General features: G+C 59.9%; 19 protein-coding genes, 2 pseudogenes and 1 riboswitch. Of the genes and pseudogenes, 13 read left to right on the forward strand and 8 right to left on the reverse strand.

Going from position 1 to position 21,728, the window contains the following annotated elements; translation table 11 throughout:
- The first annotated feature begins 138 nt into the window (after positions 1-138).
- Positions 139-1,131 (forward strand): transporter, encoded by a 993-nt coding sequence (locus P6U16_RS05770; RefSeq protein ID WP_277702964.1) that lies wholly within the window; start codon positions 139-141, stop codon positions 1,129-1,131.
- Between the two features lie 75 nt (positions 1,132-1,206).
- Here P6U16_RS05770 and P6U16_RS05775 read toward each other — a convergent pair whose 3' ends face one another.
- Positions 1,207-1,647: a BA14K family protein gene (locus P6U16_RS05775; RefSeq protein ID WP_277702965.1), complete on the reverse strand. Its 441-nt coding sequence runs from the start codon at positions 1,645-1,647 to the stop codon at positions 1,207-1,209.
- A gap of 172 nt (positions 1,648-1,819) precedes the next feature.
- Here P6U16_RS05775 and P6U16_RS05780 point away from each other — a divergent pair.
- Positions 1,820-2,873 (forward strand): annotated as a pseudogene (locus tag P6U16_RS05780) (GH25 family lysozyme).
- A 109-nt stretch (positions 2,874-2,982) separates the two neighbouring features.
- Here the strand turns inward: P6U16_RS05780 and P6U16_RS05785 are convergent.
- Together P6U16_RS05785 and P6U16_RS05790 are read right to left on the reverse strand one after the other, a co-directional pair.
- A complete protein-coding gene (locus tag P6U16_RS05785) occupies positions 2,983-4,083 on the reverse strand; it encodes a hybrid-cluster NAD(P)-dependent oxidoreductase (protein ID WP_277702966.1) in 1,101 nt (366 codons plus the stop codon).
- Between the two features lies 1 nt (position 4,084).
- Complete coding sequence (locus tag P6U16_RS05790) at positions 4,085-5,335, reverse strand: aromatic ring-hydroxylating dioxygenase subunit alpha (protein WP_277702967.1); 1,251 nt, start codon at positions 5,333-5,335, stop codon at positions 4,085-4,087.
- On the opposite strand from P6U16_RS05790, the gene P6U16_RS05795 reads away from it, so the two are divergent.
- The 5 genes from P6U16_RS05795 to P6U16_RS05815 all read left to right on the forward strand — a co-directional run bounded on the left by P6U16_RS05795 (position 5,334) and on the right by P6U16_RS05815 (position 9,750).
- Positions 5,334-5,483, forward strand: coding sequence for a hypothetical protein (locus P6U16_RS05795; RefSeq protein WP_277702968.1), 150 nt, complete (start codon positions 5,334-5,336; stop codon positions 5,481-5,483). The two genes, P6U16_RS05790 and P6U16_RS05795, sit on opposite strands and share 2 nt — an antisense overlap.
- Positions 5,469-5,672: riboswitch (cobalamin riboswitch) on the reverse strand. Its footprint overlaps the gene before it by 15 nt.
- Before the next feature lie 369 nt (positions 5,673-6,041).
- Positions 6,042-6,647: a DUF6656 family protein gene (locus P6U16_RS05800; protein WP_277702969.1), complete on the forward strand. Its 606-nt coding sequence runs from the start codon at positions 6,042-6,044 to the stop codon at positions 6,645-6,647.
- Positions 6,648-6,736: 89 nt separating this feature from the next.
- Complete coding sequence (locus tag P6U16_RS05805; RefSeq protein WP_277702970.1) at positions 6,737-7,723, forward strand: L-threonylcarbamoyladenylate synthase; 987 nt, start codon at positions 6,737-6,739, stop codon at positions 7,721-7,723.
- A gap of 206 nt (positions 7,724-7,929) precedes the next feature.
- Positions 7,930-9,402 carry an FAD-binding oxidoreductase gene (locus P6U16_RS05810; protein ID WP_277702971.1) on the forward strand — a complete coding sequence of 491 codons (1,473 nt, stop codon included), beginning with the start codon at positions 7,930-7,932 and terminating at the stop codon, positions 9,400-9,402.
- Between the two features lie 78 nt (positions 9,403-9,480).
- Complete coding sequence (locus P6U16_RS05815) at positions 9,481-9,750, forward strand: hypothetical protein (RefSeq protein WP_277702972.1); 270 nt, start codon at positions 9,481-9,483, stop codon at positions 9,748-9,750.
- Positions 9,751-9,837: 87 nt separating this feature from the next.
- Here the strand turns inward: P6U16_RS05815 and P6U16_RS05820 are convergent, their stop codons facing one another.
- A complete protein-coding gene (locus P6U16_RS05820; protein ID WP_277702973.1) occupies positions 9,838-11,421 on the reverse strand; it encodes a DUF1217 domain-containing protein in 1,584 nt (527 codons plus the stop codon).
- A 17-nt stretch (positions 11,422-11,438) separates the two neighbouring features.
- A complete protein-coding gene (locus P6U16_RS05825) occupies positions 11,439-12,203 on the reverse strand; it encodes a DUF1217 domain-containing protein (protein ID WP_277702974.1) in 765 nt (254 codons plus the stop codon).
- Between the two features lie 310 nt (positions 12,204-12,513).
- On the opposite strand from P6U16_RS05825, the gene P6U16_RS05830 reads away from it, so the two are divergent.
- A complete protein-coding gene (locus P6U16_RS05830) occupies positions 12,514-13,080 on the forward strand; it encodes a DUF6101 family protein (protein ID WP_277702975.1) in 567 nt (188 codons plus the stop codon).
- A gap of 321 nt (positions 13,081-13,401) precedes the next feature.
- Here the strand turns inward: P6U16_RS05830 and ubiA are convergent, their stop codons facing one another.
- The gene (gene ubiA / locus P6U16_RS05835) at positions 13,402-14,364 is read right to left on the reverse strand and encodes a 4-hydroxybenzoate octaprenyltransferase (protein WP_277702976.1); all 963 of its coding nucleotides are present in this window, start codon (positions 14,362-14,364) and stop codon (positions 13,402-13,404) included.
- A gap of 87 nt (positions 14,365-14,451) precedes the next feature.
- Complete coding sequence (locus P6U16_RS05840; RefSeq protein WP_277703761.1) at positions 14,452-15,246, reverse strand: MipA/OmpV family protein; 795 nt, start codon at positions 15,244-15,246, stop codon at positions 14,452-14,454.
- 498 nt (positions 15,247-15,744) lie between these two features.
- Between P6U16_RS05840 and P6U16_RS05845 the strand changes: the two genes are divergently transcribed.
- Positions 15,745-16,008: a hypothetical protein gene (locus P6U16_RS05845; protein WP_277702977.1), complete on the forward strand. Its 264-nt coding sequence runs from the start codon at positions 15,745-15,747 to the stop codon at positions 16,006-16,008.
- A gap of 22 nt (positions 16,009-16,030) precedes the next feature.
- Here P6U16_RS05845 and P6U16_RS05850 read toward each other — a convergent pair.
- Positions 16,031-16,784 (reverse strand): annotated as a pseudogene (locus tag P6U16_RS05850) (helix-turn-helix transcriptional regulator).
- Between P6U16_RS05850 and P6U16_RS05855 the strand changes: the two are divergent.
- The 4 genes from P6U16_RS05855 (at position 16,698) to P6U16_RS05870 (ending at position 21,719) form a co-directional block, all read left to right on the forward strand.
- Positions 16,698-16,922, forward strand: coding sequence for a hypothetical protein (locus P6U16_RS05855; protein WP_277704033.1), 225 nt, complete (start codon positions 16,698-16,700; stop codon positions 16,920-16,922). The pseudogene P6U16_RS05850 and the gene P6U16_RS05855 overlap by 87 nt on opposite strands.
- Before the next feature lie 33 nt (positions 16,923-16,955).
- Positions 16,956-18,155 carry an MFS transporter gene (locus P6U16_RS05860; RefSeq protein ID WP_277702978.1) on the forward strand — a complete coding sequence of 400 codons (1,200 nt, stop codon included), beginning with the start codon at positions 16,956-16,958 and terminating at the stop codon, positions 18,153-18,155.
- A gap of 136 nt (positions 18,156-18,291) precedes the next feature.
- Positions 18,292-19,335, forward strand: a complete 1,044-nt coding sequence (locus P6U16_RS05865) for a spermidine/putrescine ABC transporter substrate-binding protein (RefSeq protein ID WP_277702979.1) — start codon at positions 18,292-18,294, stop codon at positions 19,333-19,335.
- Entirely contained in the window at positions 19,332-21,719 is a 2,388-nt protein-coding gene (locus tag P6U16_RS05870) for an EAL domain-containing protein (RefSeq protein WP_277702980.1), read from the forward strand. Before P6U16_RS05865 ends, P6U16_RS05870 begins: the two co-directional genes overlap by 4 nt.
- Positions 21,720-21,728: the final 9 nt, after the last annotated feature.

Here is a 21,728-nt window from a genome sequence, read left to right on the forward strand (position 1 = left end):
ATTGATTTTTACGTAAACGTCAATTGGTGATCGCCACGATCGACTTGGAAACCATGCAAGCGCCAAGCAGGCACCTGTAACAAAACCGTCATGAAAACCCCATAGAGCGAAGGCTGGCCTTCTCCCGGGACCCTGCCGATGAACCTCGTCTCCCCTGAAATACCCGGCCTTGTCTGGGCCTATCGCTTCCTGCCCGGCGAAAGCCAGTGTGTGCGGATTGCCGCCGATTCGTCCATCGATTCCCTGACGGAGGGTGAAGGCTGGCTGTGGCTGCACTTGGCCTTGAGCGACGCCCGGACGCCGGGCTTGATCGAACGCATAACCGACCTGCCGCAAGTGGCGCTTTCAACGCTCTCCAGCCATGACACGCAGGCTGCCGTCACCGTGGCGGACGACATGGTCTACGGCACGCTGGTGGATTTCGAGCGCACCTTCGACGCCGTGACCAAGACCATCGGCTGGCTGCATTTCGCCGTCACCGAAAAGATCATCATCACGACGCGCTTGCACCCGCTGCGCAGCATCGACAGGGTAAAGACCGCAATCGAGAAGAATGCGCGCTGCACGCGGCCGATCGACCTGTTCGAAATGCTGGTCATGGAGTTCCAGCGCACGCTGATCACGCTGGTGCTGGAACTGACCGAGGAACTGAACGTCATCGAAGACGATGTCTATGGCGAGCAGGGGCACAATCACCAGCCGGGGCTGGCGCCGCTGCGACGCACTGCGGTGCGCCTGCACCGGCACCTGCGCACGCTCTTGGCGCTTCTGCGGCGGGCGGGGACTTCAGAGGAAGACGAAGTGCCTGTCGGCTTTCTCGACGTGGCGGAGCGCCTGTCCGACCGGCTGGAAGCAGTGGATCGCGATGTCTTCGCGCTGCAGGAGCGGGCAAGACTGCTGCATGAGGAAATCGACAGCAAGCTGTCATCCGAGACAAACCGGCATCTTTATATCCTGTCGCTGATGACGGCTTTCCTTTTGCCGCCGACGCTGGTCACCGGCTTTTTCGGCATGAACACCAGCAACCTGCCCTTTGCGGATGGAAGCCATGGAACGCTGGTCGCCTTCCTGTTCATCATGATCTCCATGGGTGCCGCCTGGTCGATCCTCAAACGCATCGGCATCATCTGACCGTTGCGCAAAAGCCGGACGCGAAAAAGGCCGGGATCGCTCCCGGCCTCGAATTTCCGTCAAGTGTCTGGCCGTTCAGTACGGCGAATTGCACGCACGGCGCGGGCCGTTGTTCGGCTGGTACGAGTTGTCATATGCGCGATACGAACGATAGCGGTCCTGGCACCATTCGACATGGCTGCCGCCGTAACGCACCGGACGGTCGGCAATCGCACCACCGATGATCGCGCCGGCGGCAAAAGCCCCAAGCGGGAACCAAACACCATTGTGTCGGCGATAACCCGGACGCCGTTCGCGATAGCCGCGGTGACCGTTGTAATAGGAATAGCCGCCTTGGCGATAGTAGCCACGCTTGCGCAGCCAGCGGCGATCGTCGCGGTTCATCATCCCGCCGCGGTCGCGCCACGACTCCTGAATCTTGACGATATCGGAGGTGCGCTCGATCGGCACAGGCACGATAGGAGCGGCCTGCACCGGCGCAACCGACGTCATCACGACGATGGCCGAAATCGCCATGGGAATAAAACTCTTCTTAAATGTAAACACGGGGCTTCTCCTCGGGAAAGCTGTTATCGGCAATGAAACGGTTGAGTGGCCCATTTGTTCCGCTGGCCTCCCTTTTGGGTCCGTAAAACTCGCGAGCGTCGCATTAACCGTTGGTTAACCATCTTTCCTGCACCCTTCATCCATGGAAAAACGCGGGATTTTCAGTCTTGGCAGGGTTCTCCAGGTGGTTTCAGCCTGTAGCATAGTGCTGCTGACCGCGCAGGCTCAGGCCCGCGATACCGCCCCTGGACCCTGCCCGATCACGCAATCGTCATCGACGCCTATGAGATGAACATCATCGACTGGGAAAAATGAACAGCGACAAGAAGATCGCCGGCTTTATTGCCAAAGCATCCGACGGCCTGCCCGAAAGTTTTGACTGCACGGGAGAGCATCGCGGCGATACTGTCGGCCATTGCAAAACCATGTGGCGCAAATATGCGGTGAGCCGGGAACTCTACCAGACACGCCGGCTGATCGCCCGTTCTCAGGGGCTTTTGTGGGGCGCGTACCATCTCGCCCGTCCCGGCAACCCGATCGATCAGGCCAATCATTTCCTCGAATACGCCGAACCGCGCGCCGATGAACTGATGGTTCTCGACATTGAGGGCATCGACGCGGAGAAGTACATGTCGCTGGAGGACGCCGCGATCTTCGCCGGGCACATCAAGGCCCGCACCGGACGCTACCCGATGCTCTACACCAACCATGCGACGGCAAAACATATCGCAGCGCACCGGGCAGACCACAGGCTGCTTTCGCGGCTACCGCTCTGGTACGCGCGCTACAAGCCCGGCATCCGTAATGTCTTTCCCATGGGCAACTGGGACGGTTATGCGCTCTGGCAATTCTCCTCCGGCTCCAATTGCGGCAAGCGCCGCTGCCCCTACCGCGTGCCCGGCACCTTGAGCGACATAGACGTCAACGTCGCCCCTTTCGATGCAAAGACCCTGGCAGGTGTCTGGGCCAAAGGCGAACTTCTGTCCGAAAAGCCGCTGGAGGAGCCGATGATGATGGCCAGCGGTCGCGCGCTGGTCTCCTCGGGAGCCGGCATCAGCCTCGACCTGACCATGACGGCGTCGATCCGCCGCCCGATAACCAGCAAGGGCACCGCTGCGCGCCACGCCGTTCCCGTCCGCTATGCGCCGTCGGCTACAGCGCGGCTACCATGGCGGGCAGAATATCGTCGGCCTTGATTGAATGGACTTCGGGTGGCGCATCTGGAACGACACTCCGCACATAAAACCACGGTCCCGCCCCTTTGAGGCGGAACCCAATTTTCCAAGAGACAATCAGTCCGATCGGTCAAGCCTCGATCTGCACGTCGCCGATGGGGCGGGAGCAGCAGGCGAGGATGTAGCCTTCGTCGATTTCGTCGTCGAGGATGCCGCCATTGTGGGTCATCTCGACCTCGCCCGAAATCTTCATCACCCGGCATGTGCCGCAAAGACCGCCTTCGCAGGCAGCACCGATGCGCACGCCGGCTGACCGTGCCGTCTGCAGGATCGTCTGGCCGGGCTGACACTTGGCCTGCTTGCCGGCCATGGCGAAGGTGACGTTGGACACGGAGGCCGGGTCGACGGTGGCCGCGGATCCGGCGCGGATTGCGAGTTCTGCCGGATCAGGCGCATTGGCTGGCTGAAAGCTTTCCTCGTGATACTGCGCCATGTCGAAACCGGCGGACTTCAGCGTCTCGCGCACGCCGCGCATGAAGGGTTCCGGCCCGCAGCAGAACACCGTACGCTCCAGGAAATCCGGCGCGAGCAGCGACAGCTTGGTGCCATCGACGCGGCCGCGCAGGCCATGCCAGCTGTCTTTCGGGGAATGTCCCTCGACAATAAAGCCGAGCGACATGTTCGGCATGTGCGCCGAAAGCACCTCAAGCTCGCCGCGGAACAGAAGATCGTCCGGGCGACGGGCGCAGGAGATGAAGGCGACATCGCCCTGCGGCGTGCAATCGGCCATCCAGCGCGTCATCGACATCATCGGCGTCACGCCGGACCCCGCCGAAATGAACAGGTATTTTTCCGCGGGGTAACGCACAAACGTGAAATCACCGAGTGCGCCGAAAGCCCGAAGCGTCATGCCGGGCTTCAGGTGATCGAACATCCAGCGCGTGCCGATCGAGTCCTTCTGCGCCTTGACCGTGACGGCGACGGAGAAGGGCCGCGACGGGCTGGAGGACAGCGTGTAGGTGCGCATGACGGGCTCTTCCGGCGTCACCGGCAGTTCGAGCGTCACGAACTGGCCCGGCAGGTAGCGGAACCAGCCGGGCTTGTTGGAGCGGAACGCAAAGGTCATCACATCCGGCGCCTCGGCGGTGACCGAGATGCACTCCAGGAGGTGCTGGCGGTCGTTCCATGGCTTCAGTTCGTCGAGATGCTGGAAGGATGCTGCAATCGTCATGTCAGGCCACCCGGACCAGAGACGGAGACGCGGTTGCGCCCTTCAGGCGGTCCTGCATGAAATTCGTGTACCATTCGACGAACTGCATGACGCCGCCTTCATGTTCCGGCGAATAGGGGCCGGGCTGATAGGCCGGTGAACGGATGCCGAAAGCATTTTCCTCGACGATCTGGCGGTCCTGGTCATTGGTCTCGGTCCAGACATGGGTGAGTTCGTCGATCGTGTAATCGACGCCCTCGACCGCATCTTTGTGCACCAGCCACTTGGTCGTGACCTGCGTCAGTTCGGGGCCGAGCGGAAGCACGCGGAAGGTGATGGCGTGGTCGGCGAGCACATGGTTCCATGTGGAAGGGTAATGGAAGAGCAGCAGCGTGCCGATATGGCTCTGGCTGACGTCGTCGGACAGCGGGCGCTTGACGGCGCGCGCGCCGGACAGGGTGTAGCTCTCGGCATCCTGGATCAGCGGCATGCGGGCAACGCGGAACTGGCCGGTATGATTGAGCTTGAACTCGCTCGGCAGGCCGGAGGATTCGCAATGTTCCCAATGGGCGGCAATGACGGGATCGTCCTTGGCACCCTGCACGCCGGTTGCCGTCGGGGCTTCCGGATAGGTGCGGCAGAGTTCCGGATGGTTGGCGGCGCAATGATAGCACTCGCGGTTGTTTTCCCAGACGAGCTTCCAGTTGCCCTTCTCGATGATCGTGCTTTCGAAGGCGACCTTGGTGTCCTTCAGATTGTGCGGCATGACATAGGATGAGACCATGTCGCGCACGGGCTGGAAGTCCATGGCTTCGTCGGCGAGGCAGATGAAGATGTAGCCGCCGATGGTTTCGCAGTGGATAGGCTTCAGGCCGTGCTCGTTCTTGTCGAAATCCTCGCCCATCTGGCGGGCAAAGAGCAGCTTGCCGTCGAGTTCATAGGTCCACTGGTGATAAGGACAGACGAGCTTCGCGGACGAGCCCTTGGCGCCGGCGCAAACGCGCGAACCGCGGTGACGGCAGGAATTGTGCAGGGCGCGAACGGTGCCCGTGCGGTCGCGCACGATGACGACAGGGTATTCACCGACCTGGACGGTGAAATAATTGCCGGACTTCGGGATTTCGCAGTCATGGCCGATGAACAGCCAGTCCTTGTACCAGATTTGCTCCATATCGATCTTGAACAGATCGGGATCGGTATAGAAGGCCTGCTCAAGGCTGTGGCCAGGGCGCCGGTTCTTGAGCTTGCGGAGAACTTCGCTGCGGAGATCCATGTTCATTTCCTTCTACCCGCTGACTTTGGGGCTCGCCACTTTTGCGATTGCGCCGGGCAGGAAAGGAACCACCGTCGCGGCACGAGCCGCTTCGGATACGAAGGTTCGCCTTCCGGTCGCCCGCCGCGACCAAGACATCATTTCGTGACAAGGCTGGTTTCCGGGCTCAGGAGCTGTCCTTGCAGACGACCGCGGCGCCTTCCCGGGGTCCTCGCCCCAGTGGCTTTTTGCCGAAGTGCTCACTCCACCACCGTTGCGGGGGCAGCGCCGGGATCTGACCGGCTTCCCAATTCTCCGCCCTCCCGTTCAGAGCGACACCTTGAGTGGTCCCATCTAACCTTTCGGCCCGGAAAAAGAGACGCCGGAAAACGACACGCGATTCCAGAATGGCGACACGACAACAGATCATCCACAAACAAGCACACAGGCTTATTTGGCAAGCATAAACAAGGTGATGGGCTGATTTTTCGGCAACGTGCACAAATTCGGGCAGCTTGCCTGAAAACGCAGCCGTGAACTGCCTTTTTGCGACATGACCTGAAAGCGGCCAGGATCAGCTGCGCAAGCCTCGCGTCATCACCGGCAGCTATAGCTTCTAAAGATTGCGTTAACCGTCCCGGTGTAGCCTCTGACGAAGAGGGTTTCGGCCTCTTGCGCACGTCTGCATCGATACGTCTTGCAACGCGACCATAGTGTAGGACAGGCCATGGCTAAACTCAGATATTACGATGCCGCCTCGGTCAAAAAACCGGAAGCACCGCCAAAGGCAGCGATCTATACCGAATTCCTGCGCACCGGGCGGATCAACCGCAGGGCTGCCGACTGGAACCCGGTCGAGAAACGCTACCTGACCTATGACGAGGTAGCCACGCGCACGGCGAAGAAACTCGAGACAGCCGGCGACACCACCCATTCGCGCATTAACGCCTTCCATCCGTCGATCCGCTTTCCAAAGCTGTTGTTCCAGCGTACGCTGAAGGGCAGCCCGCATCTCGGCTATTGCCATGTCACCGCGGCAAAGACCCAGTTCGCGCCACTGAAGGACATCAAGTGGTCCTTCTACATCGCCAACTTCTATGCCGACATCGGCGACGGCGAGCAGTTTTTCGAGCGGATCAATCTCGGCTATTCGCGCATGTATTTCGCGGTCGCGATCGACGAGGGCGAGGAGATCGGCCGCATGGTGATCAACCGCACCCTGCGCAGCGACGGGCTTTTGTTTCGCACCCATGACCCCAAGGTGGCGCTGAAAAACGTGCTGCAACTCGGCGCCCGCAACGAACAACTGCGCAAGATCATCCGCAGTCTCTGATCGCCGCGGATCGTCGCGGGCAGAAAAACATTCTGTTTTCCACCCGCCTGGTCTAAAGAGACGCTGATATAAAAGCGAAAGCTCATGGCATGGCCGAAATCATCGACACGGGAAAAGAGCCGGAGGCAGCCCTTGCGCGCGCCTGTGCGGTACTGGCCGATGGTTTGCCGGTCGCGATCCCGACGGAAACGGTCTATGGGCTTGCCGCCGATGCGACCAATCCGCAAGCCATTGCCCGCATCTATGAAATGAAGGGTCGTCCCAGGTTCAACCCGCTGATCTGCCATGTCAGCGATTTCGAGATGGCCGACCAGCATGTGGACTTTGACCCTTTGTCGCGCTGGCTGGCAGAGGCATTTTGGCCGGGGCCGCTGACGCTGATCCTGCCACTCAAGGCCGACAGCACCGTGCATGCTTTGGCCTCTGCCGGGCTCGACACGTTGGGTGTACGCATGCCCGACGGGTTTTCGCGCGGCGTCATTGCCCGCTTCGGCAGACCGCTGGCCGCGCCAAGTGCCAATACCTCCGGAAAGATCAGCCCGACCACGGCCGCCCATGTGGAGGCCGATCTAGGCGACAGACTCACCCTGATCCTCGACGCCGGACCGTCAGGGATCGGGCTTGAATCGACGATCATCAAGGTCGAGGGCGGCGAAATCCATCTGCTGCGGCCGGGCGGTCTCGATGTCGCTGCAATCGAGGGGCTGACCGGCAAGAAGGTACTACGGCCGGAAACCGCCGGCGCCATCATCGAGGCACCCGGCATGCTCGCCTCCCATTATGCGCCGGTCGCCGGTGTTCGCCTGAACGCAACAGAGGCCAGTCCAGACGAGGCGCTGATCCGCTTCGGCGGAGCGGCGCTTCCGGGAGAGGACGCGGCGGCGCTGGTGCTGGACCTCAGCGCGACAGGCGATCTGAGCGAGGCCGCCGCCAATCTCTTTGCTTTCATGAAGCAGGCCGACGCCTCTGGTGCGGCGACGATCGCATTCGGGTCGATTCCGATGGAAGGGCTCGGAGAGGCGATCAATGACCGGATCGAGCGGGCGGCGGCGCCACGCGGCGGAGCGAGCTCGTGAGCAGGCTTGAAAGCACTGGGTATGCGCTGGCTCCCCCTCTGTCGGCTACGCCGACATCTCCCCCACAAGGGGGAGATTGACCGCAAGCCTCTCAATAAACCAAATTTTCAAGGCAAGGAGTCTACGGCCGATCTCCCCTTGTGGGGGAGATGTCACGGAGTGACAGAGGGGGTCACCACACGCTCATTACCCTGGGAGCAATCGCCATGATCCCCTCGCCCGATCTGCTTGCCCGCTTCACCGCCATCGTCGGTCCGCAGCATGCCGTTACCGACATCGCCGAGCAGGCACCCTATCTGATCGAATCCCGCGGTCTCTATAGGGGCACGACACCGGTGGTTCTGAAGCCGGGCAGCGTCGAGGAAATCTCGGCGATCCTGAAGCTGGCGACCGAGACCGGCACGGCCATCGTGCCGCAGGGTGGCAATACCGGGCATGTGGCGGGGCAGATCCCGCGGCCGGATGCCGGGGATATCGTGCTCTCACTGGAGCGGCTGAACAAGGTCCGCGCCGTCGATCCCGTCGGCAATGTCATCGTCGCGGATGCCGGCTGCATCCTGGCCGACATCCAGCGGGTCGCGGAAGAGCATAATCGGCTGTTTCCTCTGTCGCTCGGCTCCGAAGGCTCCTGCCGGATCGGCGGTAATCTCTCGACCAATGCCGGCGGCACGGCGGTGCTGGCCTATGGCAATATGCGCCAGCTCTGCCTCGGTCTCGAAGTCGTGCTGCCGACCGGCGAGATCTGGGATGGATTGCGCAGCCTGAAAAAGGACAATACCGGCTACGACCTGCGCGACCTGTTCATCGGTGCCGAGGGAACGCTCGGCGTCATCACAGGGGCCGTGCTCAAACTCTATCCGCAACCGGTCGGCCATCAGGTGGCCTTTGCAGGCCTGAAGTCCGTTGGCGATGCGCTTGCCTTTTTCGATCTGGCGTCAAGCCTCTGTGGCCCGGCGCTGACGGGCTTCGAGCTGATGCCGCGGCTGGGCGTCGAATTCACCACCCGGCATATTCCCGGTGTCCGCGATCCTATGGACACGCTGCATTCCTGGTACGTGCTGATCGACATTTCGACCACGGACACGGCGGAACGCGCCGAGCAGATGATGCAGAGCTTGTTGGAACGTGGCATCGCCGACGGCCTGGTCGAAAACGCCATCATCGCCAGCAGCGAGGCGCAGCGCAAAAGCCTCTGGCATATGCGCGAAAGCATGTCACCGGCGCAAAAGCCGGAGGGTGGCTCGATCAAGCACGACGTGTCGGTTCCCGTTTCCAGCATTCCGGCCTTCATGAAGGAAGCCGATGCGGCGGTGATGGCGGCGATGTCAGGCGCACGCATCTGCGCCTTCGGGCACATGGGCGACGGCAATATCCACTATAACATTTCCCAGCCAGTCGGCGCCGATAAACAGGCCTTCATCGACCGCTGGCGCGAGATGAATGCGATCGTTCATGGCATCGTTCTGAAATACAACGGTTCGATCTCGGCCGAACATGGCATCGGCCAGTTGAAGCGGGATGAACTGGCCGAAGTCCGGTCGCCGATCGAAATCGACCTGATGCAGCGCATCAAACACGCCTTCGACCCGGCGGGGATCATGAATCCGGACAAGGTCTTAAATGCGACGAACACATCTACGGGCGACCGGGAACAAAAAGAAGTCGGCTTTCAAGGCTAGGTCCGAGGGTTAAGCGGTCGGAGTTATGCGAGCTTGCCGTTGTTTTGAGACCTGATTGATGACCTGGAAGATTTTAACATGAAACCCTGTCTGCACATCCTGATCGGTCTGCCGCTCCTGCTTATGGTAACGGCCTGCGTCGCCCAACCCTCCACGCCATCCGGCGAACAACGACCGATGGATGAGGTGCCAGTGCAGATGCGACTGCCAGACGGCAGTCGGCAGTACAGTTTCAGAAATGGCTGCATCATCGTGATCGAGGCAAAGCGAGCCATCGTGACATCGGAAGCGACTGTCTGCGAACTGTATCACCGCGATATCGCCCTGCTCTATGCGGCGGGAGACTGAGGCCGGCGCTACCAAACCCGCCTGAACGGCGCGGTGGCGGTAGCGCCGTTCAGGCGGGTTCGGTACGAAAGCGAAAGCTGATGCCTATCATGCGCCGCCGGCCCTGAGTTGCGTCAGGCTGAGCAGCGTGTCGGCGCTGATGCCTCCGCCGCCTCCGCCCGACAGGATGAGTTCGCCAGCGGAGACATCGACATTGTTCTCGATGTCGTACAGCGCGGTGAAGCGGGCCATCAGTTTTTCCAGAGCCTCCGGATCGTGCAGGTCCTCGATATCGAGGACGCGGTTGATGTAGTCATATTGCAGATCGACATCTGCACTCGACATCTCTTTCGGAATATTGAACGTCGTCTGGATGACCTGCAGCAGGGCGCTGTCGGCGAGAAGGTCATAGGCATTGCTGATACCGGAGGCCATGCGCTTGAAATAAAGCGCCAGGCGCACGCCGGCATTGTCCTCGCCTTCAGTCTCTTCCAGAGTCTGGTTGAGATAGAGGTCGTTCGTGTCGAGCAGACCGCGTCGAGACTGGATCTGGCCAGACTCAGGCCTTACGATCTCTCCTTCGAGATTGAAATTGAAGGAGGCGACGATCTCGCGGTAGCGCGTATCTGCCTGCGTATTGACCAAGCTGTCCGGATCGTTGAGATCCGATTCAAACATCTGGCGGACGTAGTCCGTCTCGACTTCTTTCGGATCAATGCCAGCGGCCACAAGGATGAAATCGACGAGCCGGCGATTGCCGAGGAGATCGTCGAGCGAGGCAAGCTTTTCGACCTCGGCGCTGTAATATTTCGATTCCGCGGTTGCTGCCGTCTTGTCCTCTTCGGTTCCAAACCGGCTTTTCTGCACCACATAGCCGGACGCCGTTTTAAGGATTTCGGATTCCGACTGGGCCAGAAGCGGCGTGCCAAGCGTACCATCGGCATTGAAATTGAACGCCTTGGCCAGTTCGACATAGCGGCTATCCTTCAGGCTGTTGGCATAGCTTTTGGGATCGTTCAGATCGCTGGTCAGCACTTTTTTCAGTTTGCGGGTGCTGTCTCCCTCATTTTCCAGCCCGAAAGCCTGGAGGACGAGCGCCATGATCTTTCTATCGTCCAGCATATCGTCAACGTCGACGACGAGGCCCATCAGCGTCTTATAGGAAGAAATGACCGCAGCGTCCGCTGCTTCGTAATTGTCGTTGTAGCGATCAATATAACCGCCGGAGGTCAGGGCCATCTGCGTCGCCGTCTGCGGCGTATCACCGGATGCCAACGTGCCGTCCGACTGGAAATTGAAGGCGCGGGCCATCTCCTTGAAGATTTCCTTGTTCGCGTCCGTCGATGTGTTGACGTAGCTTGCCGGATCGTCCGGGTCGCTGGTGAGTACATTTTCCAGTGTAGCCATCAGGGTCGTGGACGGCAGACCAAAAGCGACAACGACATAATTCAGCAGGCGGCTGTTGGCGAGGAGGTTATCAACGGTGGTGACCGTGTTGATCGTCGCCTCATAATACATCTTGTCCATCAGGGCAGCGGTGGTCGAAAGACGCGGCTGCTGGAATACGTAGGCTTCGTTTGTCAGCGCCTTCTGCGCGTCGGTCATCGGCTTGTCGCCGGCGGACAGTGTTCCGTCCAACTGGAAATTGAAGGCTGCGGCCAGCGGCGTGTAGTCCGGCGCATTGCTGATCATCGTCTGATAGTTGGTGATCAGCTTGAAGCTGCGCTGTTGGGATTGGCGAGATCCTCGGGCGTGGCGTTTGCCTGGACGTTCGCGATCTTGTCCTGCAGGCCCTGTTTATAAGCAGCGTCCTGCACATTCACGAAACTTGTGGGGTCATCGACATCGCTGGTGATAACGCCTTTGAACTGGGCGTAGGAGGTGTATTTCGGGTCCAGTCCAAAAGCCGTCATCACGTAGGTCTTAAGACGATCGTTCTGCCAGATCTGATCGGTATTGGTCACAAGGTCTATAGCTGCGTTAAAATAGGCCGAGTCCGTTTTGACGGCCGCGTCCTGGTTGACGTAACTCTGATTGTAGAGGCCGATGACGGCGTCTTCCTGTGCATCACTTTGAACCACCGAGGTGTCGCTCGAGAAGTTGAACGCTTCGGCGAATTTGCGATAGCGTTCGTCGGTGAGCATGTTGGCATAGCTCTCCTCGTCGCTCAGGTCGCTTTCCAGCACCTTGCGCATGAAGGCCTTGGCATAGGCCATGTCCTCCAGCCCATGCGCCTTCATCGCATAGTTGAACAGCCGGTAGTCATCCATGAACTCGTCGATGGTGGTGACATTGCCGATATTGGCCTTGTAATAATCCGCTTCGCGCTTGACCAGGGTCTGTTCGGACGTGCGCTGCAGGCTGAGCCGCATGTCGCGCGTGATGAGATTGTAGTCGATAAACGTCGATACCATGTCGCCCTGCCAGACTTTCCGAGAAGGCCCCGTCGGGCGCTTCCAGACCTTGTTTTGCATGCCTTTCAGCCGACCACAGATCGAATCCGGGCAGCGAAGGCGCTGGTGCGAGCATCGGCGTGTTTGCTTGCGCGTGGCTTTTGACTTTTCGCACCCGTCGGCAAGGTCTGCAAAATGCGGGCATTTTTCTTCACCAATGGGAAACCGTAGCCCGTCGGTTTTCGCTAACCATCAGGAACTGCAAAGTTTTTTTAACTGCGATTTTTAAGCGGTCTGGAAGGGGCGGCGCCTATCTTGAGGTCACAGAGGACGAAAAGTCCCAAGGAGAAGACCGGGAACCGGCTCTCAAGGAAAACAAGGGCGAAATGAAATGGCGAAGTCACTTTCTCAACCGGCATGGGTCGAAACCCCGCTCAGGTTGGATCCGAAACGCTTCCCCCAGCAGGCAAGCTATGCCTTGCACGGCGGAGCAAGCAATGTCACCATCAGCCTGGACGAACGCGGCGCGGTGATGCGCAAGGTGCTGCCATCGAGCGGCCTGCCATTGTCGATCGCCCTGCCGTCGCGGGCCTTCAAAGGGGTTGCTGCCCGGGCCATCGATCACGGAGACGGAGAGGTAACGGTGACGCTTGAACTGCACCACGAAGACCCGGATCTCTGCATCCCGCTGCTGGTCGCCCATGACCTGTCCGACATCGCCGCCGATTGGCGCTCATGGTCGGAAGCCTACCGTATCCCGATGCTGATGGTCGAGGCCGATGGCGTTGCCCGCCCGCTGGAACAGCATCTCGGCGACGTCCAAACACGCGATGTCAAGCCGCGGCGCCGCCACTCGCTTTTTGCCGACCGCCGTCCGCGTTTCCTCGTGCGCCGCGCGACCGGAAGCCTCGGCGTCCATATGAAGATCAACGGCCGGGAAATCATCGCCCGCAACTGATTTTCGACACAATCTGCAACCTGTTCTCCAGTGCAGAAAGCCGACCGTTCCCTGCGGTCGGTTTTTTGTTTTTGTTTTCCGGCGTTTACTCCTGTTCCCCGGAAACATTGGCCGTGCCTTCTTGGTGCCATATGCAGCGCACATCCTGCATCCCAGAGAAGGAGACAATCCGATGCGCAAAACCATCCTTGCCGCCCTCACCGTATTTTTCGCCAGAGCCGGGAAGATTACGACCGATCGCGACGACGATTTGAGCTGGGCCTGATTTCACAGTTCCCAGAACTTCGTTCCCCTGCCCTCCGGCCCGGCAGGAGGGTTTTTTCATAGAAGCCGCACGACCAGCGCCAAAAGCAGGCCCGTAAAGATGATCAGGCCGACCGTTCCATTGAACTTAAACAGCGCCAGGCATTGTGCTGCATCGCGGATATCGAGCACAAGGATCTGGTAGGCGAGCAGGATCGCGGCGACGAGCAGGCCGAGATAGGCAAGAAAGCCGACGCCGGCGGCCATAAAAGATATGAGCAGCAACAGCACCGTCAGGCCGTAAAGGCCGATCAGCCAGGGGCGCGGATTGTCGCCGAAACGCCGCGCGGTGGAGCGCACGCCGATCAGTTCGTCATCCTCCTTGTCCTGGTAGGCGTAGATCGTGTCATAGCCGACCGTCCAGGCGACGGCCGCGAGATAAAGCACCAGCGCCGAGACACTCAAGCCGCCGAATTCGGCAGACCAGCCCATCAGGGCACCCCAGGAAAAGGCAAGGCCAAGGAAAAACTGCGGCCAGTCGGTAAAGCGCTTGGCAAAGGGATAGATGGCGACCAGCGCCAGAGAGAGTACGCCGAGCACGATCGAAAAACCGTTGAACTGCAGAAGCACCGCCAGTCCGACCAAGGCCTGCACCACGGTGAATATCTTGGCCTGGAACCGGGAGACACGACCAGATGGCAGCGGCCGTGATCGGGTGCGGGCCACTTCCATGTCGATCTTGTGGTCCACGACGTCATTATAGGTGCAGCCCGCGCCGCGCATGGCGACGGAGCCGATGAAAAACAGCAGCAGATGGAGAACGAAGCGGAAAGGAGAAAAATTTCCGGAAAGGGCTGCCGCGTTGGCCGCCAGCCCGGCCGACCAGAAACACGGCCACATTAGGAGCTGCCAGCCGATCGGCCTGTCCCAGCGGGCAAGCTGGGCATAGGGCCAAAGCGCCCTTGGCAGGGCGCGGTAGACCCAGTTTCTGGATGGCGCATCGGCAACGCGCCCGGAATCGACGGGATAAATCTTGCTCATACCGCCTGTTTGCAGCCGGAAAAGGCAGCGGTCAAGCGGCCAGCGGTCTATGGCCGTCAACGCGTGGAGCTGGCTATTTCAAGGCTGTCAATCCAGCGTGAAATCGAAGCGGTAGGTCGCGGAAAGACCGACGAGGACCTGATTGCGCGTGCCGCGTTCCTTGACGAGGCTGGAATCGGCGGCCGACCCCATCAGCCGCTTGTATTCGGCAAAGGCACTGGCCTCGATCTTTTCCGTCGCCTGCCAGGTGATCGCGGTGCCGAGCCCGACCGATGCCAGACCGCCCGACGGTTTGTACTGGCTTAGGCCCGAGGCCGCGGCTTCTGTGGCATCGACGCCGTAATAGGCATCGAAATAGTCACTGGTCGCTGCCGTCACACGCGGCCCACCGGAAACCCGGATCGTGTCGGTGACATCAACGAAGGCGTCCGCCGCGAGGTCGCCGACAATGCCGTCATGGCTGCGGATGCCATGACGCAACTCGCCACGCAGGCGCAGCCAGTCGGTCGGATAGACCTCGGCAAAGGCGCCCAGTTCGCCGCCGAAGCGCACCGGGTCAAGCCCCTTCAGGTCATCGGAGGTATCCTGGTCGCGGGTGAAGATCAGCTTGCCGGAAAGACCGGCGCGGAAGGCGCCCGTATCGACGAAAGCAAAGGCCGGATTGTCGTTTCGCGACGAGAAGCGAACCGTGCTGCCGGCGCGACCGAGCGAAATCAACGGTGCCGCCTGGAACAGCCGCTTCGACGACCCGTCATATTTGGCCCCGAGAAATCCGGTTGCGCCGACTTTCAGATACCAGTCTCCCGACCAGAAGTGCCGCGCTTCCTGTGCCTGGACGGCATGTGTCGCAAAGGCGAGCAAGCTGGTTGAAAGAACGAGCAAAAAATGGTGGCGCAAGACATTACTCCAAATTTGGCAATACCGGACTGTCGCTCGTTTTCGCGAACACGATAGCGCGATCAGTAGCAGGTCCGTTTGGTGAGTTATAGGCAATAGCCTCCTACGATACCGTTAACCATCGGCATCCACGGTGCGTTTACCGCAATGGATTCTATTTTTAGATTGTACTTTTCTCGCAGCACAATCGCCCTATAACGGGAATTGAACGCCACTGGGTACCTTTGATTGCAATCGACGCAGAGAGTGACAAAACCCATTATATTATAGAGTTTTAAAATACCGCATTCGGAGTACACTGTTGACGTACAGACCTGATGAACGAACGCTTTTCAAGAAGCACAGGATGCAACTGCGCGACGTTGAAAAGACTCGTTCGGACACGACAATCGAATGTGTCCGTTGTCAGATCGAAGTCAAACCATGGCAGACCACGGCATATCAATACGGCCTGTGTGATGCGTGCCTTTGCGGAGGTTTCTCATGAACTACGCCATTCTCGGCTCCAGGCGAAAAGCCACCCGCCCGCCCGTGCCGACTGCTTTTCTGCCGATGGAGAGCGCGCCCCGCGACGGGACCAAGATCACGCTCCATCTGGTGCGGGAAACTGCAACGGGTAGCAGCGACATCTGTACCGAAGGCTATTACTGGCCAGTTCAGGCCAATGAATACGGCCATCACTGGTATCTGACGGAGTACACCCACGGTGGCTTCGCTGAGGATGATCTGAAGGGCTGGGCGCCGTAAAGCAGCGGTAGCCTTCTCCGAATCAGGCCGCACGCGATTTCAGATAGAGACTGGGTGCGTGTCCCAGCATGCGACGGAACATGGTCGTAAAGGCTGCGATGCTCTCGTAGCCTGCATCCAGCGCGACATTCGTTACCGGCTCGCCCTCTGCCAGACGCGGCAGGGAGGCGAAGATGCAGGCCTGCTGGCGCCAGGTGACGAAGCTGACCCCGGTTTCTGCCCGAAACAGCCGCGTGAAGGAGCGGCGGCTCATACCAAGTTCCCGCGCCCAGTCGTCGATACCTGCATTCGCGGCCGGTACCTTCAGAAATCTGCGGCAAAGCGAGGCAAGCCGGGCATGCGCTGGAAAGGGCAAACCGAGCGGACGTTCGGGCAGGTGGCCGATTTCATCGAGCAGCAGCTCCATGATGAGGCGCTTCCGCCGCGGGCCGGGTGGCGCCTCCTCGGCAAGAAGCAATTCTTCCATCAGGCTGCCGGCAAGCGGCGTCACCTCGAGAACCTTGGGCCGATCGGTGTCGATCACCGAACGCTCGGCATAGATCGAGTGCATTTCGACATCGCTGATCATCTCGCTGTAATGCTCCAGGCCGGCCGGGATCAGCAGCCCATGACCGGGGAATCATCCAGCGCCCACCGGCGGTATTGACCAGCACGACACCGCGCCTTGCGCACCATAGCTGCGTCTTGGCATGGCTGTGCAGCAGCCCGCGCGAGCCTGCGGGATAGAGCCGACCGAGCATGGCAATTGGTTCATCGGTGCTGTCGATCCAGGACAGGCTCTCGAAATGAAAGGTATCATTGCCGGGATCGTCTTTTTTCAGCTCGACTTTCCGCATTTGGCCCACTCTCGAAAGAATGCGACCACAGCACAAAAGCAGGCCAATTTCAAGCGCGGTAAGACACGACACAACTGAAAAGACCAGCATCCGCCCGGCAAGGACACCAGCATGGCAACCGTCTCCTCGATCACACCGGCAGACGCCGAAAAGACGGCCGTGTCCGTCATCGTCGCCGTCAGCTTCTGCCACATGCTGAACGACATCATGCAGTCGCTGCTGACGTCGCTCTATCCTTTGCTGAAGGAAAACTACGCGCTTGATTTCGTGCAGATCGGCCTCTTGACCTTTGCCTTCCAGGTGACGGCCTCCCTATTGCAGCCGGCCGTAGGCGTGGTCACCGATAAATGGCCGATGCCGTTTTCGCTGCCGGCAGCCATGCTGTCGACCTGCGCCGGGCTGATCACGCTTGCCAATGCGCATCATTTCTACGTTCTGGTCATCGGTGCCAGCCTCATCGGCATCGGTTCGGCGATCTTTCATCCGGAAGCATCGCGTGTCGCACGACTCGCCTCTGGCGGACGCCATGGCCTTGCCCAGTCGCTGTTCCAGGTGGGCGGCAATACCGGAACCGCGATCGGGCCGCTGCTCGCCGCCTTCATCGTCATCCCGCGCGGTCAGGAAAGCCTCAGCTGGTTTTCCATCCTTGCCCTTACCGGCTTCATGGTGCTGTCCTGGGTCAGCGTCTGGTACACCCGCCATCGCCGCAGTTCGGCCGGTCGCAAGCCGGTGAGCCGCACCCTGCCCTTGCCGCGCAACCATGTGATCTGGACGCTGATCGTGCTCGTCATCCTGACGGCAACGAAAAATGCCTATCTTTCCAGCCTCTCAAGCTATTTCACCTTCTTCACCATCGAGAAGTTCGGCGTCGGCGTGCAGGACGCACAGCTTTTGCTGTTCCTGTTTCTCGGCGCCTCCGCTGCCGGGGTCATCTTCGGCGGGCCGATCGGCGACCGGTTCGGCGCGCGCTTCGTTATCTGGTTCTCGATTCTCGGCGTCATCCCGTTCGCGCTGCTCCTGCCCTATGCCAATCTGTTCTGGACGGCGGCACTGGTCATCATCATCGGCTTCATCTTCTCCTCGGCCTTTTCCGCGATCGTGGTCTTTGCACAGGAACTTGTGCCGGGTAGGGTCGGGCTGATTGCGGGAATGTTCTTCGGCTTTGCTTTCGGCTTCGGCGGCATCGGTGCTGCGGTGCTCGGTGTCTTCGCAGACCGCAACGGCATCGAATTCGTCTTTACCGTCTGCTCCTACATGCCGCTGCTTGGCCTGCTGACCATCTTTCTGCCGAAGCTTCCCAGCCACCGATAGCTGCCACGTGCGCCAACTTTCACCCCGGAAATGGAGACTGCCCCACCGGGCATAGGGCTTTTGTTGCATGGTATTGTAAGTATTCATCAAGCATTGCGCGGTAAGGTTCCCCGGTGGGTTCTCCGGGGTATTGTAGATGCGCATCAGGACTTTGGCGGTTTCAGCGGCTCTGGCGGGATTTCTCGCATCAACGCCTGTTCATGCCGAAACGCTCAACTTGTTGATCTGGGAATCCTATATCGACCAGAAGATCCTTGATCGGTTCACGGAAAAGACCGGTGTCGCCGTCAACCAGATTTACTACGACAGCGGCGATGCCCGCGACGAAGTCCTTTCCGACCCCAACAGCAATATCGATATCGCGGTCATCGGCGAAAACGGTGCCGAACTGTTTGGCAAGCGTGGTATCCTCGAGCCTCTAACGGAGGCGAACACGCCATCGCTCAAGGGCTACAAGCCTGACTGGAACGCCCGCTGCGCCGGTTTTGCCCTCCCCTATCTCTGGGGCACGATGGGCATCGTCTACCGGTCGGACATGGTCAAGACGACCCCCACCTCGTGGAACGACCTGATGGCCCCGGCGCCCGCGCTGAAGAAGCATATCGCCATGTATGACGATCACAACGAGGCATTCATCGCGCCGCTCGTGCTGCTCGGAAAGTCCATCAACGCCAATGACAATGAAACGCTGAAGGCGGCCTTCGAGCTGATGAAGAAGCAGGCGCCCTTTGTCCTGACCTACGACTACGTGATCACCGCCATCCAGAACCCCGATATCGGCAAGGAAATCTACATGGCGATCGCCTATAGCGGCGACCAGCATGTTCTCAACGAGAAGGCCGGCACGCCCGGCGTCTGGCGCTACGCCGTGCCAAATGAAGGCACGCTGTCCTGGCTCGACTGCATGGCCGTGACGGCCGCTTCGCCGCGCAAGGCGCTGGCCTTGCAACTGCTCGATTATATCGGCTCGCCGGAAAGTGCTGCAGCCAACGCGCAGGCCCTGACGATGCCAACTGCCAATGAAGCCGCACTGCCGCTCATTCCCGAGGACATGCGCAACAATCCAGAAATCTATACGCCGGCGGACATCCTGGAAAAGAGCCAGTATCAGAAAGAACTCTCCGTTCAATCGATCCAGACCCGCAGGCGGATCATCAGCTCCATGGCAAACTTCCAGTGACACTTGGCAGACGCGCATTTTTCCTGATTTTTCCAGTCGTACTTGCAGGCTATCTGCTGGCTGCGCTCTCGGTTTATATCGCGCAGGGCAGCTCGATGCTGGCACTGGAGCGTGCGCGGCTGAGCCAGCGGCTGGATCACGCGGCAGCCCTTTTCCGCAATGAGGTCAGCCAGAGTAGGAGCTTTCTCTACTCGCTCCTCGAAGGCAATGCCGTGCGGCTTTTCGTGTCGGAAACCGATGCAAACTACCGCAGCAATGCACTTGGCCTGCGGCTCCAGCAGAGCATTCGCTCGCTCTCCGACGACCCAAAGAAGTTCATCGCCTTTGCCATCATCAATCCCGACCTGAGCCCCGGCTACTATTTCGAAAACAGCGACGATCCCTTCGCCGAGTTGAGCGCCCCGCAATTGCAATTGGCGCAGCGGCTGATCGGCGGAAGCCAGCTGCGGGACTGGACCTTCCTGCATGACGAGCAGGCACGGCCTCTGATCATCTATTCCGAATTCATCGACCCGGTGACATTCGCCAGACCGCTGCCGAGCGCCAAGAGCACGGCCCTTCTCGTGCAGGTCGCGATCGAGCCCACACAGTTTCTGGACATGCAGACAACGCTGCAGCAGGAATACGGTACCACGCTCACCTTCAACACCACCCCTGCAATTCAGGCAGAGGGCGAACTTGCCGCTTCCGTGCGCCTCGCGCCATCGCTGTTTGCGACGCTGAGCGTTGAGACTGCACAAGATGTCGGCAACATGGCGCGATTGAAGGTGCTGCTGGGCTTTGGCGCAGTAGCAATGAGCCTGTTTTCCGTCGGGCTAATGATCCTCCTGATCCGTCGGTACATCACCAATCCGATTTCCGCACTCGACCTGCAGGTGACCGCGGTCATGAGCGGGGAGAACGAGAACATTCAAGACACCGCCGTCGCCGGTGAAATCGGCCGTCTGACCGGCAACATCAGGCAATTGCACGACCAGTCCCGCACCGCGCTGCATCAGGTCCAGCACGCATCCTGGACCGACACGCTGACCGGTATCAGCAACCGCGCGCATTTCAACCTCGTCGCGGCCGGCATCGTCCAGAGCACGCAGGCCACGAACACACATTGCGCCCTGCTGTTCATCGACATCGACAACTTCAAGTTCGTTAACGACAAATATGGCCATGAAGTCGGCGACGAGCTCTTGAAGACGCTGGCCGCACGAATCGGTGCCGCCGTGCGCGAGATTACCTGGCGCCGCGAAATCCCTGATGCAATTCTTGCCCGGCTTTCCGGTGATGAATTTGCAGTGCTGGTCCAGTCCAAGCCTGGTGACGGCACGACGCGCGAAATCTGCGCGGCGATCATTGGCCTGTTCTCCAGCGGCTTCGAAGTGCGCGGCAAACATTATCCAGTGACAGCCAGCATCGGCGTTGCCATCTGCCCCGAGGATGCCAACAACCTGGCGGAATTGATCTCGAATGCCGATGCCGCAATGTATCAGGCTAAGACCAACGGCAAGAACCGTTCCTCGCGCTTTTCGCGTGCGCTACAGGACAAGCGCGACCGGGTTCGCCAGATCCAGGAAGAACTGCGCGGCATCAATGCCGACGAGCAATTCCATCTGGTCTACATGCCGATCGTTGATGCCCGCGGCCGCGTCACGGGTTGCGAAGCGCTGCTGCGCTGGCTTTCCCCGACGCTCGGCAATGTCACGCCGGATGAATTCGTGCCGATCGCCGAAAGCTCAGGCCTGTTCACCAAGATTGACTGGTGGGTAATCAACCGGGCGATGAGCGATCATCTCCGTCTGAAGGAACTCTTCGGCCCCGAGACGGTGCTCGCCATCAACATTTCGTCGGCGGAACTGCACTCCAAATCGATCAGCGATTATTTCTGCGATTGTCTCGACCGGCATGGACTGGATGCGAAATACATCGAGATCGAGCTGACCGAGACCTTCGCCGTCAAGCTCGGCGACCAGCTGCACCGGAACATCCAGTCCATGCGCGACAGGGGCTTCCGTATATCGATCGACGATTTCGGGGCTGGATATACCTCCGTACAGCAGATCATCGAATACACGGCCGATACCATCAAGCTCGACCGGGCGCTGGTCCAGAACCTGACGGGCGACCAGTCGCTGCCGGCGCTGAAGGCCGTGATCGCGCTGTGCCACGCGCAGAACATGGCGGTCGTCGGCGAAGGCGTGGATACGCCGCGGAAGATGGCCATGCTCACCGAAGCCGGCTGCGATCATTTCCAGGGTTACCTGATCAGCAAACCGCTTGGATTGCCCGATCTTTCGATCTGGGCGCTGAAGAACCTGGCGCTGCCTGTCACGGCCCATGTCGAGATCGACCATCAACCCTTGCGTCGTACCGGCACGGCAAAATTGCTCTGAGCCCCTTCC

The organism is Rhizobium sp. 32-5/1, from assembly GCF_029537235.1.
In the GTDB taxonomy this organism is placed as follows: Bacteria; Pseudomonadota; Alphaproteobacteria; order Rhizobiales; family Rhizobiaceae; genus Pararhizobium.

Excerpts from the sequence above, each read along its gene's own strand:
- P6U16_RS05770 (WP_277702964.1), top strand. The coding sequence starts at position 139 with ATGAACCTCGTCTCCCCTGAAATACCCGGCCTTGTCTGGGCCTATCGC.
- P6U16_RS05775 (WP_277702965.1), bottom strand. The coding sequence starts at position 1,647 with ATGGCGATTTCGGCCATCGTCGTGATGACGTCGGTTGCGCCGGTGCAG.
- P6U16_RS05785 (WP_277702966.1), bottom strand. The coding sequence starts at position 4,083 with ATGACGATTGCAGCATCCTTCCAGCATCTCGACGAACTGAAGCCATGG.
- P6U16_RS05795 (WP_277702968.1), top strand. The coding sequence starts at position 5,334 with ATGTTCATTTCCTTCTACCCGCTGACTTTGGGGCTCGCCACTTTTGCG.
- P6U16_RS05790 (WP_277702967.1), bottom strand. The coding sequence starts at position 5,335 with ATGGATCTCCGCAGCGAAGTTCTCCGCAAGCTCAAGAACCGGCGCCCT.
- P6U16_RS05800 (WP_277702969.1), top strand. The coding sequence starts at position 6,042 with ATGGCTAAACTCAGATATTACGATGCCGCCTCGGTCAAAAAACCGGAA.
- P6U16_RS05805 (WP_277702970.1), top strand. The coding sequence starts at position 6,737 with ATGGCCGAAATCATCGACACGGGAAAAGAGCCGGAGGCAGCCCTTGCG.
- P6U16_RS05810 (WP_277702971.1), top strand. The coding sequence starts at position 7,930 with ATGATCCCCTCGCCCGATCTGCTTGCCCGCTTCACCGCCATCGTCGGT.
- P6U16_RS05815 (WP_277702972.1), top strand. The coding sequence starts at position 9,481 with ATGAAACCCTGTCTGCACATCCTGATCGGTCTGCCGCTCCTGCTTATG.
- P6U16_RS05820 (WP_277702973.1), bottom strand. The coding sequence starts at position 11,421 with ATGATCAGCAATGCGCCGGACTACACGCCGCTGGCCGCAGCCTTCAAT.
- P6U16_RS05825 (WP_277702974.1), bottom strand. The coding sequence starts at position 12,203 with ATGCAAAACAAGGTCTGGAAGCGCCCGACGGGGCCTTCTCGGAAAGTC.
- P6U16_RS05830 (WP_277702975.1), top strand. The coding sequence starts at position 12,514 with ATGGCGAAGTCACTTTCTCAACCGGCATGGGTCGAAACCCCGCTCAGG.
- ubiA (WP_277702976.1), bottom strand. The coding sequence starts at position 14,364 with ATGAGCAAGATTTATCCCGTCGATTCCGGGCGCGTTGCCGATGCGCCA.
- P6U16_RS05845 (WP_277702977.1), top strand. The coding sequence starts at position 15,745 with ATGAACTACGCCATTCTCGGCTCCAGGCGAAAAGCCACCCGCCCGCCC.
- P6U16_RS05855 (WP_277704033.1), top strand. The coding sequence starts at position 16,698 with ATGGCTGTGCAGCAGCCCGCGCGAGCCTGCGGGATAGAGCCGACCGAG.
- P6U16_RS05860 (WP_277702978.1), top strand. The coding sequence starts at position 16,956 with ATGGCAACCGTCTCCTCGATCACACCGGCAGACGCCGAAAAGACGGCC.
- P6U16_RS05865 (WP_277702979.1), top strand. The coding sequence starts at position 18,292 with ATGCGCATCAGGACTTTGGCGGTTTCAGCGGCTCTGGCGGGATTTCTC.